Consider the following 11,554-nt stretch of genomic DNA (forward strand, 5'->3'; position numbering starts at 1 on the left):
AGCTTGCTAATAAAGTCTAAATTTAACTCCCGCACAGCATCCCAGAATTTAGAGCGGTAGTAATAGCCATCAGCGACCAAATAACATACAAAAGTTGGGAAGAAATAACGAGTATTCTTCAAATGTTGTGCATAGTCATTAACTCTTGTGATGTCAGGCTTTGAAGTTTGAGAGTCCTGTTTTTGGCGAGTGTTTTTTGACCAGCAATTCTTCTAATTTTCTGCCAGTTTTTTCAGGGGCTTTATTTGAGGACGTGATGGAGTTTGCTGTACGCTTAAGCTATAATATAAACGACTCTCAATTTCTACAATAGAAATCACAGCAATTTCCCACCCCTGTTCCGATTTACCAGCTACACCATTATAAAAATAAGCTTTACCGTCAGTTTTGGGGCCACGTTTTCTCAAAAAATAACCCTCAATAACAGCAATGACTGTGTGTTCATAATTCAAAGCAAGTTCAAGAAAATATTGAGTAAATTGTGGAGATTTAAAGCTTTTGAGAAAGTGACGACGGTAGTTTTTTTCTATCAAATAACTATAACGACTGAGATTCGTGAAATTGACCTTGCCATAGACAACCAAAATAGTTTAAAATAAAGTGACTAAAAACTTCTTTGGGGGTTGACTCATCCCCGGGATTTATTGTAAAGATGGATTCAATAATCTTCCTAAGGCAATCTATTAAGCTTGTGTATTTTTATATTTTAACCTAAAAGAGCGCCGTTTTTTCTGTTTATTTTGGGTTCAGATTGCACTCACTTTTTTCGCTTCTGTGCTTTATTGCGAGCGCATCCCTCTTTAAAAACTGTCCCGAGTATTGATTAATACTACAAGCTTTAATTAGCTTTAACTTGATACAAAAATGAATAAAATTTTTTCCTCTTCCACAATTATCTACAGGCTTGGGTCAATTAAGATCGTTAATGAATTTTTACCCAAATCCCTTCTCTCACTTGATAAATGAGAATGAATTATTATTTTCTTCTGCCGCTTAGTGACAGAAGAGGGATACAGCATATTTCCTATAGATGTAGAGCGCGATTAACCGGGTTTTTTGAACAGAATCACTAATGATGCGAGAACTGTAAAGAAGCCCCGTGAGAGCGCGGTGTACTTCATAAGCCTGGAATAAGCTGTGATAGTGGGAATTAGAAGAAGTGGTACAAGGAACACTTACATAACACCATTTATCGTCCACTGATTGCTCAAATAGTGGAAAATTTGAAATCAAAACAAGTCGATAAAGGCTAAAGCTATGAAAGTAAGGGTTTGGCGAGAATAGCGATCGCACCCTGACCCCTCAAAAAAGCGTGTGAAGTGCAGCTATCCCGCTCTTAATCGCTGGCTCAAGAGTCAAAAACGCCACATCTAAAGCTGAGCTAGCTCTCATTTACTTTGCATATTGTAATTATCAATAAAAGCTATCATTTTTTCTCAGTAGCTTTCCGCTGCTCCCTTCGGGTTTTACAGCAAAAGTTAAATACGCCTGAGCTTATCTGCACTGAGCGAAAAGTTTTGTTACAATAGGTAAGCTGTTACAAATCGTAACTTATGCTGGTTTCTATTTTAATAATTGACGTTGCCCTCGTTGCCTGGTCTTTGCACTTAATGCAGGAGGCGATCGCGCAACGGGAATTTTCACTAATGCTAGCCGGCACCCTAGTTGCGGTCTCAGCCGCCGCTCTGCTAGTCGTCTACTTCCTCATGGGGTCTTGTTTGAGCCATTTGACCGAAATATCGCAACACACTTACTAGATCATAGTAGGGGATTGACCATTGTCCAGAAGCGAGGAGACTTTTTTGGAAAAAAAGCCGAAAGCCTTGCCAATCCAGGGTTCAAAACTAATTTCCTCAAAAAGCTTGACAAATATTGGCCAGTTAAGGCATGATTGAGAGCGCGAAAAGAAAGGGGAATTAGCTCAGTTGGTAGAGCACTACAATGGCATTGTAGGGGTCAGCGGTTCGAGCCCGCTATTCTCCATAAATTAAGATTAGGGATACATCACTGCTGTGTCCTAATTTGTACCCAATTTGTACCCAAACAGTACGAGCGCGTGCTTAAATTTGATCGCGACTGGTACCTAAACACCATTGCCGTGTCGTTAAATTCGATCGGGCCACACACCGCGAAAACCAATTTTCCCGTAAAATCAAAACAGTCTACCCGCAACCAAAGCGCTACCTGTGGCAAAGTCAACTGAACCCAGCAATCCAGAGAGTCCGAGCCAACTTGCCCGCACGCCTCTGTACGACCTATCATTAGAACTCAAAGGCCGAATGGTGCCCTTTTCCGGGTGGGAGATGGCGGTGCAGTACGCAGGCATCAGCAGCGAACACCAAGCAGTACGACAGCAAGCAGGAATGTTCGACATTTCCCACATGGGAAAATTTGGTTTGAGAGGGAAACAAGTAATAGAAAAATTTCAACTCTTAGTACCCTCAGACTTGAGCCGCTTGCAACCCGGTCAAGCTCAATATACAGTCTTGCTAAATGCCAAAGGCTGCATCTTAGACGACATTATTTTCTACTGCCAAGAACCAGACCCTATCACTAGCGAAGAACGTGCAGTAATCATTGTCAACGCAGCCACTCGCCTCGCCGACAAAGCATGGATCACCACTCACTTAGAATTGAGCGAACTCTGTTTTACAGACATCTCCGAAGATAAAGTTTTAATTGCCATTCAAGGGCCAGAGGCTGTTAACTATCTCCAGTCTTTTGTGGAAGACAACCTGTCACCAATTAAGGCATTCGGTCACTTAGAAACAAATCTGTTGGGACAGCCGAGTTTTATCGCCAGAACAGGTTACACCGGCGAAGATGGGTTTGAAATCATGGTGGATGCCGAAGTAGGGAAAGAACTGTGGCAAAAATTGTTAGCTGCTGGCGTTGTGCCCTGCGGTTTGGGCGCGAGGGATACGTTGCGTTTAGAAGCAGCAATGGCTCTTTACGGTCAAGATATCGACGACAATATCACGCCTTTAGAAGCTGGATTGGGTTGGGTTGTTCACCTCGACACCAAAGGCGATTTTATTGGCCGTGAGGTTTTGGCACAGCAAAAAGCGAGTGGAGTATCCAAGCGGTTGGTAGGGTTAGAAATGCAGGGGCGGCACATTGCGCGCCACGGCTATCCCGTAATATGTGAAGGCGAAAAAGTAGGAGAAGTTACTAGCGGTACATTATCGCCTACTTTGAATCGGGCAGTGGGCCTCGCGGTTGTTCCGGCACAATTAGCTAAAATCGGTCAGCAATTAGAGGTAGAAATTCGCGGAAAAAACTATCCTGCTAGTGTGGTGAAAAAACCATTTTATCGATCGCAAAACCGCCCCATTTAACTTAAGTAGGTGAGCATTAATTCAGGGGAGTTGCTCACAGCAATGGTTCACAATAAAGTGTAAGTGTATGTGTTGTTGTGGAACGGGCTTCTAGCCCGTTGCTCATAATTGTGGTCAAGCAGACTCATCTACTAGCTTAGCAAATTGTCGCAAAGTTGCAGCATAGCGATCGCCCGCCACATCCATCAAATCATTATGACCCGCCCCATCAACCCAAAAATTCAATTTCGGCTGCTTCGCCGCTGCAAACAACTGCTGTCCATGCCAAAAATGCACCACCTCATCAGCCTTACCATGAATCACCAAAACAGGCGATCGAACTTTGCCAACCTTATCAATATTCACAAACTTGTCAAAGGGTAAAATAGGAATCCGCGTCAACACCCGAAAAGCCGAAACAAAGGAACTTTCAACCACCAAACCTCCCACTTTTTGCCGCGAAGCCAAATCAATTGCCGCCCCACCCCCCACAGAACGCCCGTAAAGAATAACTTGCTTTGCAGGTACTCCCAAATGTTGGGTTAAATAATTGTAAGCAGCCTCAATATCACGATAAGTATTATACTCAGAAGGCTTTCCCTGGCTCGTGCCGTAACCTTGATAATCATAGGCAAACACAGCAAACCCGCTATCTCGAATCTCTCTGAGTAGCCACAAAATGCTGTCCAAGTCTTCCGCATTTCCGTGACTGTAAAGTATAGTATATTGAGCTTGCGGGTTAGGAAAATGAACAGTAGAAATTTTCACGCCATTAGCTGAGCTAACTTTGATAACTTCCCTGCTATTACTCTGACTAGATGGGGGAGGTTGAAAAATTAGCCGTTCTGACAAAAAGAAACCGTAAAAACACAGAAATGCGTAAATAAAAATTATAGATAGCATCAGTCTTTTGACAGAAAATTCTCCAAAAAGCAAGCGTTTAATATTTTTTTTGTTCCAGTTAGCCATCACTAAAGGCTCATATTTGAATAAGATTTAACTAATACTTTTTTATTGCGAGAAAAGACATGGCACTAACATACCCCGATGACCTGAAATACCTAGACACCCACGAATACATCCGACTCGAAGGCGAAATTGCCACCATCGGCATCAGTGCCTTTGCAGTTGACCAACTCGGCGATATCGTGTTTCTAGATTTGCCAGAAGTCGGTGCAGGGTTGGAAAAGGGAGAAGCTTTCGGTACAGTCGAGTCAGTGAAAGCCGTTGAAGACTTGAAAGCACCAGTTACCGGTACAGTTGTAGAACGCAATGATGACATTATAGAGTCTCCCGAAAATTTGGCGGAAGACCCCTATGGCGCTGGATGGCTGCTGAAAGTGCGCGTTGACAACACCAGCGAAGCAGACGATGCTTTCTCGGCCCCGGAGTATCGAAAAATGGTGGAAGGGGAATAGGGCATAGGGAATAGGGCATAGGGCATGGGGCATGGGGCATAGGGCATAGGGCTCGTTGATAATTCCACAATCTGCTAGGGGTTGAAACCCCTGGCTAATAGCACAAGTCGTCTAAAGACGACTGAAATACCAAGCTGTTGCGGGGGGAGTTGCGATAAGTGCAGCTTAATCTACAGTCGTCTTCAGACGACTTTAGCTATGAGACAGGGGTTTCAACCCCTGTCGGACTTTGATACACACAAAAAATCTTGCTTAGTCGGCGACCGACGACTTTAGCTATGAGACAGGGGTTTCAACCCCTGTCGGACTGTCGGACTTTGATAGACGCAGAAAATCTTCCTGGTTTTCTTAGCAAAATGTTACAAACAAAGAAGCACAAGTCTATTCAGGAGAATCCGCCTTGGTACTCTACAGCCCTCAACTTGAACCCAACCAGCAGCAAAACCTTTCCTCCATCAATGGTTTTGCGGGGCGGCACATTGGCCCGACACCCAGCGAAATCCAGCAAATGCTCAATGTTTTGGGCATTTCCAGCCTCGATGAGTTGATTGACAAAACGGTTCCAGCGGCGATTCGCATTTCAGCACCCCTACAACTTCCCGCAGCGCAAAGCGAGTACAGCGCTTTGGCCGAATTGAAAGAAATTGCGGCAAAAAATCAGGTATTTCGATCGTACATCGGCACTGGATATCACGACTGCATCACACCCCCGGTCATTCAGCGGAATATCCTAGAAAATCCCGGCTGGTATACAGCTTACACTCCCTACCAAGCCGAAATTGCTCAAGGCCGATTGGAAGCTTTACTGAACTTCCAAACCATGATAATTGACCTCACGGGTTTGGAAATTGCCAACGCTTCTTTGCTAGATGAAGGGACAGCGGCGGCGGAAGCGATGGCGGTGAGTTACGGCGCCAGCAAAAATAAGGCAAAAGCGTTTTTTGTTTCCCAAGATTGCCACCCTCAAACTATTGAAGTTGTGCAAACTCGCGCTAAGCCGCTGGGAATTGAGGTAATTGTCGGGGACCATCAAAGCTTTGAGTTCGATCGTACAATCTTCGGCGCTCTCCTGCAGTACCCCGCCACAGACGGCGCAATTTACGACTATACGGATTTTATTCGATCGGCACACGAAGTCGGCGCATTAGTCACAGTCGCCGCCGACATATTGAGCCTTTGCTTGCTCACACCCCCCGGCGAATTCGGCGCGGATATAGCTGTAGGAAGCACTCAGCGCTTCGGAGTGCCGATGGGATTCGGAGGGCCCCACGCAGCCTATTTCGCCACGCGAGAAGAGTTTAAACGGCAAGTTCCGGGGCGAATAGTCGGCGTTTCTAAAGATGCAAACGGCAAATCTGCTTTACGTTTGGCCTTGCAAACTCGCGAACAGCACATCCGCCGCGAAAAAGCTACTAGCAATATTTGTACTGCTCAAGTTTTGCTGGCAGTGATGGCGAGTATGTATGCTGTTTATCACGGCCCGTCTGGACTGAGAGACATTGCTGAGAAAGTATGGAGTTTAACAGCACTTTTGGCATCCGGTTTAAGGAGTTTCGGATACAAAATTGGTTCTCAACATTTCTTCGATACTGTGCGGGTAGAATTGGGAGATAAACCGCTGTCAGAAATTCTAGAAGCTGCTAAAGTTCGCAAAATTAATCTCCGAATTTTCGATGATTCGACAGTGGGAATCACGTTAGATGAAACTGTCACCGTTGAAGATGTGCAAGAGTTGTGGAAAATTTTTGCACAGGATAAAGATTATATCAGGGCGGACGGGCAGAATGCTCTCAACATTCCGCTGGATGCAGACGCATTGAGTGGCTATTTGACATTACCAGATTTTTGCGATCGCACCAGCAGCTATCTCGCCCATCCAGTTTTCAACAGCTATCATTCAGAAACTGAACTTTTGCGGTATTTGCACCGTTTAGAAGCCAAGGACTTATCGCTAAATACATCGATGATTCCCTTGGGTTCTTGCACAATGAAATTGAATGCCACTGCAGAGATGATGCCCGTGACTTGGGCAGAATTTGGCAAGATACATCCCTTTGCACCCCGCGATCAAACTCGTGGCTATCAAATGATGTTCGTGCAACTAGAACAGTGGCTGGCAGAAATCACCGGTTTTGCGGGAATTTCTTTGCAGCCCAACGCCGGTTCCCAAGGCGAATACGCGGGTTTGTTAGTTATTCGCCAATACCACGAACACCAAGGCGAATCTCACCGAAATATCTGTTTGATTCCCCAGTCAGCCCACGGTACAAATCCGGCTAGCGCGGTGATGGCGGGAATGAAAGTAGTTGCTGTCGAGTGCGATTCCCAGGGTAATATTGATGTTGCAGATTTACATAAAAAAGCCGAAAAGCACAAAAATGAACTGGCGGCTTTGATGGTGACATATCCATCAACGCACGGCGTTTTTGAGGAAGAAATTAAAGAGATTTGCGAGATAGTTCACAACTGCGGCGGACAAGTTTATATGGACGGCGCGAATATGAATGCTCAAGTTGGTTTGTGCCGCCCCGGTGATTTTGGTGCTGATGTTTGTCACTTGAATTTGCACAAAACTTTCTGTATTCCCCACGGCGGCGGCGGGCCGGGAATGGGGCCGATTGGGGTAATGTCTCATTTAGTAGAATTTTTGCCCAGTCATTCTATTCTTAACAGTCAACAGTCAACAGTCAACAGTCAACAAATATCAGTTGGTGCTGTTTCCGCCGCGCCTTGGGGAAGTGCTAGCATTTTGCCTATTTCTTGGATGTACATTCGGATGATGGGAGGAGTAGGTTTAACTGAAGCGACAAAAGTAGCAATTCTTAATGCTAATTACATGGCAAAACGCTTAGAATCTTACTATCCGGTTTTGTACAAAGGGAAAGCTGGTTTGGTGGCGCACGAGTGTATTCTGGATTTGCGATCACTCAAAAAGTCTGCGGCTATTGAAGTTGAAGATATCGCTAAACGATTGATGGATTACGGCTATCACGCGCCGACGGTTTCTTGGCCGGTTGCTGGTACGGTAATGGTGGAACCTACCGAAAGCGAATCGAAGCAGGAATTAGACCGTTTTTGCGATGCAATGATTGCAATTCGATCGGAAATTGCGGAGATTGAAAACGGTAATGCTGACGCGCAAAATAACGTATTGAAAAATGCGCCGCATACCGCCGAATCTCTGATGGTTGATGAGTGGAATCGTCCTTATACTCGATCGCAAGCGGCTTATCCGGCACCTTGGACTCGCGAACATAAGTTTTGGCCGGCGGTGGGGCGGATAGATAATGCGTTTGGCGATCGCAATTTTGTCTGTTCTTGTTTGCCAATGGAGGCTTACAGTCAAGGTTAAATAAGTCTCTCCGGGTGGGCAATGGGCACCTTACGCATATAATCTTGTGGGGTGCTTCTAGCCCGCCCAAAAAATAAAATTTAAATGTATATCGGAACCGGGGGCTTAGGCTTTCCGAATGTACATGAATTACGACGGAAAAGGCGGTAAGTAAGGCGATACTTGGGTGCGCTCAGCTAGCACAGATAAAGGGCTTTTGTCAATCTACGCAGCCGATCGTACCAGTGATGGTACTCTGACGCTGGTAATTATTAATAAAACTAGCCAAAATTTGACCAGCAAGTTGAGTTTGAAAGGATTTAACCCAGCCGCCAAAGCTCAAGTTTACAGTTATAGCGATGCGAATTTGCAGGCGATCGTCCGTCAGACCGATTTAGGTGTCAGCGCCGCAGGTTTTCAGGCAACTTATCCCGCTAATTCTATCACTTTGGTTGCCATTCCAAAGGCTTAATACCTAATCCGGCTTAAATATCCCCACTTCTTCTTAGTCCCCCTCTGCTAGGACTTTGTGTATCTAATAGCTGTTTCAACGGCGGAGAATAAAAGGGGTTTTCAACTACAGCATTTGGCATCTAAATGGAGTACACCCCTCCCCAACTCTCCCCTTATTAAGGGGAGGGTACCCGATAGGGCGGGTGGGGTGAATGTACTTCACTTAGTTGAAATCTGCGGTATTAAGCACTGAGCATCCAAGCAACACACTGTTGCATTTGATTGCTCATTGTTTGTCGATCGGCATAATACCTGCGGCCGTGTCCCGGCAACACCCATTCAAACGAGTAATTAGCCAAATTTTGCATAGATTTGATTTGTTCCGGCCAAGAATACCAACAGACTTCGCGAAAGCCAACTAGCTGCTGCAAGCTTTCCGACCAAGCAAGATGATCGCCGGTGAACAAAAACTTGTTATTGTAGAGCAAAACTGTGTGACCTTTCGTGTGGCCGGGAACAGGTATAATCAACAAATCATCTGCGATTTGATGCGGTTCGCTACCAGGCAATTGAATTTCTACACTGCGAGTACCCGCGTTAATTTCGTCAGCATGGAGAATGCGATCGCACCCAAAATGATCGTGGTATTGTTGATGATCTGCCACATCGTCGCGGTGAGTCAAGTACATATAGCGAATGCCGCCCATTGCTTCTATGTTTTTGACTAGCGGCGGCACAAAACGGGGAGAATCAACTAAAATATTTCCTTCGGGACGGACAATTAAATAGCTGGCTGCGGCGTAGGATTTCTCTGAGTGGTAGCCGCAGTGATAGACATTTTCTGCTACGAGTGCGGGTAACAGTTGCTGGGCTTGTTTGATGCTTTTGGGTTTTTCTACAGTGCCGATCGAAGTTGTGGGACAAGACAAAAGAGCCGCGAGCGATCGCATTTCTTCAGTTTCATTAGTTGGCTGGTGGTAAACCGCAGACTGTTCTCCCGCTTGACCAAATACTTCAGGTGCCATCCACCGACAAGTATCGCAGTCAATGCAGGTACTGTCTACATAAAAGTTACCGTTAATATTTTCAGTACGCCTCCGATTAATGTTAGCCATTTTTCTACCTCTTAATAACCCCTATAAATTATGGTAACTTACTATAACGAGTACCCCTGACCTGCCGACGGGGGTTGAAACCCTATCACAGCACAATCCGGTTAAAACCGACTAATGTTAAAACCGACTAATAATTAATCCGTATTTATTGACAGTAGATTAGTATCAGTCCTCTTGGATAGGACTGATACTTGGAGGCAGGGGTTTAAAGCCCTGCCGGACTCTTGCTTCTGCGTGCAAGATATAAGTTTCAATCAACAATTCTACGGCTGCCGATCCGCTGGAAAAGCACCCGCTTTCACCGCCACAGTAACAGGTTGTCCGCCGCGGCTCAATTCAAGCTGCAGATCGCTGCCCACTGTACTTTTCTCGACAATTTGCTGTACGCTGCCAGCATCGCTGACTTCTGTACCGTTGATTTTCTTGATGACATCGGCAAGGCGAACTCCAGCTTGTGCCGCCGGAGAATTTTTCGCAACTCCCAAAACTAACACGCCTTTATCTTCAGTCAGCCTCAATTTGGTGTTGGGATTTTGATTAAATTCTCTCTTGATTTCGGGAGTAATGCTCAACATCCGAACGCCGAGATAAGGATGTTCGGCTTTTCCTGCTGTTACTAATTGGTCGGCAATTTGTTGTGCTCGATCGATCGGAATAGCAAAACCCAATCCTTGAGCGCCTTGAATAATCGCCGTATTCATGCCGATAACTTGACCGCGCTGGTTCAGCAGCGGCCCACCAGAATTGCCGGGATTGATCGCAGCGTCGGTTTGAATAAAGCTGACGCGCTTGTCGGGAACACCGACATCGGCGCTAGAACGGCCTGTAGCGCTAATAATTCCCACAGTCACAGTATTGTCCAAACCGAGGGGATTGCCGATCGCGATCGCCCATTCTCCCGGCTGTAACTCTTCAGATTTGCCCAAATTCACCACAGGCAAGTTGTTAGCTTCTATTTTAACAACAGCCACATCAGTAACTGTATCTACGCCTAAAACTTTGCCGACAAATTCGCGGCCATCCTTCAGTTTTACCGTCACCGTATCCGCCCCGTTAACGACGTGAGCGTTAGTCAAAATGCGGCCATCAGAACCAAAAACAAAACCCGAACCGGAACCTCGTTCTACCCGATTTCCCGGCGCAATCGGAGATTCTGAACCGAAGAAGCGGCGGAATTGCTCAGGTATCTCATCTGGAACTTGATTCGTCACCGTGCGAGACGAATTGATCCGCACCACTGCCGGGCCGACTTCCTGCACAACTTTAGTAACAAAATTAGAGTCTTGAGAGGGCAGTATATTCGCAGGCAATGCTGAGATTGGCGCTGTAGTTGAAGGTTCAGCTTGAATGGCATTAGAACTTCCCGGAACTTGAGAAGTTAGGGCGTTGCACCCAACAGTTGCGGTGGAGCCGACCAAAATGAGGGATAAAAAAGCAAGTTTTTTCGGCAAATAGAAACGGCAAGAACGCTGAGAGTCAGCAGGTCTATTTTTGGTTGACATAGTATTGATTTGGTGAGAGTTAGAGCGAGAGTTATAATTATGGTTTTGCATTTTTAGCACCTACTGTAATTAAATTTGAACGAAAGGTTCTTTAATTTTAATTCAAGCATTTATGATATCTGCTTGACTGGTGGGGTTTACCCTACAAGCTGGGGTAGAAACCGGACAGCCGCAGGTAAATTGTCTGTGGATTCCAGCTTTTGAGTACGATCGAACAGGGTCGGCACTAGCGAATTGCTGTCTGATTGCGATAATACAAACTACGGTAGCTAGCTCGCATATTCCGCATTTCCCGCGAACTTTTCACTGGATTGATATCCGAAGTCAACAACAATCTTGCTGGGTCTTCTGGGTTGGCGGTGATAAGAAAGACTAATTAGAAAAGCAAGCTAATAGTCGATCTCGAAAATTGTCAAAA

The 11,554-nt window shown here is 45.5% G+C and carries 9 protein-coding genes and 1 tRNA gene; 6 read left to right on the top strand and 4 right to left on the bottom strand.

Annotation, left to right across the window (positions count from 1 at the left end; translation table 11 throughout):
- Window positions 1–212: 212 nt before the first annotated feature.
- Window positions 213–533 carry a hypothetical protein gene (locus QUB25_RS28610; protein ID WP_333188709.1) on the bottom strand — a complete coding sequence of 107 codons (321 nt, stop codon included), beginning with the start codon at window positions 531–533 and terminating at the stop codon, window positions 213–215.
- 1,020 nt (window positions 534–1,553) lie between these two features.
- On the opposite strand from QUB25_RS28610, the gene QUB25_RS28615 reads away from it, so the two are divergent.
- The 3 genes from QUB25_RS28615 to gcvT all read left to right on the top strand — a co-directional run bounded on the left by QUB25_RS28615 (window position 1,554) and on the right by gcvT (window position 3,338).
- Window positions 1,554–1,757: a hypothetical protein gene (locus QUB25_RS28615; RefSeq protein WP_190659577.1), complete on the top strand. Its 204-nt coding sequence runs from the start codon at window positions 1,554–1,556 to the stop codon at window positions 1,755–1,757.
- Between the two features lie 153 nt (window positions 1,758–1,910).
- A tRNA-Ala gene (locus QUB25_RS28620) sits at window positions 1,911–1,983 on the top strand.
- A gap of 203 nt (window positions 1,984–2,186) precedes the next feature.
- Window positions 2,187–3,338, top strand: coding sequence for a glycine cleavage system aminomethyltransferase GcvT (gcvT, locus tag QUB25_RS28625; RefSeq protein ID WP_333188711.1), 1,152 nt, complete (start codon window positions 2,187–2,189; stop codon window positions 3,336–3,338).
- Window positions 3,339–3,452: 114 nt separating this feature from the next.
- Here gcvT and QUB25_RS28630 read toward each other — a convergent pair whose 3' ends face one another.
- On the bottom strand, window positions 3,453–4,286 hold the full coding sequence (locus tag QUB25_RS28630) for an alpha/beta hydrolase (RefSeq protein ID WP_333188713.1): 834 nt from the start codon (window positions 4,284–4,286) through the stop codon (window positions 3,453–3,455).
- A 59-nt stretch (window positions 4,287–4,345) separates the two neighbouring features.
- Here QUB25_RS28630 and gcvH point away from each other — a divergent pair, with 59 nt between their 5' ends.
- From gcvH to QUB25_RS28645, 3 genes are all read left to right on the top strand, one after another.
- Window positions 4,346–4,735 (top strand): glycine cleavage system protein GcvH, encoded by a 390-nt coding sequence (gene gcvH / locus QUB25_RS28635; protein WP_333042492.1) that lies wholly within the window; start codon window positions 4,346–4,348, stop codon window positions 4,733–4,735.
- Window positions 4,736–5,135: 400 nt separating this feature from the next.
- The gene (gene gcvP / locus QUB25_RS28640; RefSeq protein ID WP_333188716.1) at window positions 5,136–8,087 is read left to right on the top strand and encodes an aminomethyl-transferring glycine dehydrogenase; all 2,952 of its coding nucleotides are present in this window, start codon (window positions 5,136–5,138) and stop codon (window positions 8,085–8,087) included.
- A gap of 166 nt (window positions 8,088–8,253) precedes the next feature.
- A complete protein-coding gene (locus QUB25_RS28645; RefSeq protein WP_333188717.1) occupies window positions 8,254–8,538 on the top strand; it encodes a hypothetical protein in 285 nt (94 codons plus the stop codon).
- A gap of 223 nt (window positions 8,539–8,761) precedes the next feature.
- Here the strand turns inward: QUB25_RS28645 and QUB25_RS28650 are convergent, their stop codons facing one another.
- Window positions 8,762–9,634: an MBL fold metallo-hydrolase gene (locus QUB25_RS28650; RefSeq protein ID WP_333188720.1), complete on the bottom strand. Its 873-nt coding sequence runs from the start codon at window positions 9,632–9,634 to the stop codon at window positions 8,762–8,764.
- Window positions 9,635–9,897: 263 nt separating this feature from the next.
- A complete protein-coding gene (locus tag QUB25_RS28655; RefSeq protein ID WP_445251995.1) occupies window positions 9,898–11,187 on the bottom strand; it encodes an HhoA/HhoB/HtrA family serine endopeptidase in 1,290 nt (429 codons plus the stop codon).
- Window positions 11,188–11,554 lie beyond the last annotated feature (367 nt).

This window comes from Microcoleus sp. B3-D7 (genome assembly GCF_036705305.1).
Lineage (GTDB): Bacteria > Cyanobacteriota > Cyanobacteriia > Cyanobacteriales > Microcoleaceae > Microcoleus.

Coding starts and splice junctions, on each gene's coding strand:
- gcvH (WP_333042492.1), top strand. CDS start 4,346: ATGGCACTAACATACCCCGATGACCTGAAATACCTAGACACCCACGAA.
- QUB25_RS28655 (WP_445251995.1), bottom strand. CDS start 11,187: ATGCAAAACCATAATTATAACTCTCGCTCTAACTCTCACCAAATCAAT.
- QUB25_RS28615 (WP_190659577.1), top strand. CDS start 1,554: ATGCTGGTTTCTATTTTAATAATTGACGTTGCCCTCGTTGCCTGGTCT.
- QUB25_RS28650 (WP_333188720.1), bottom strand. CDS start 9,634: ATGGCTAACATTAATCGGAGGCGTACTGAAAATATTAACGGTAACTTT.
- QUB25_RS28630 (WP_333188713.1), bottom strand. CDS start 4,286: ATGGCTAACTGGAACAAAAAAAATATTAAACGCTTGCTTTTTGGAGAA.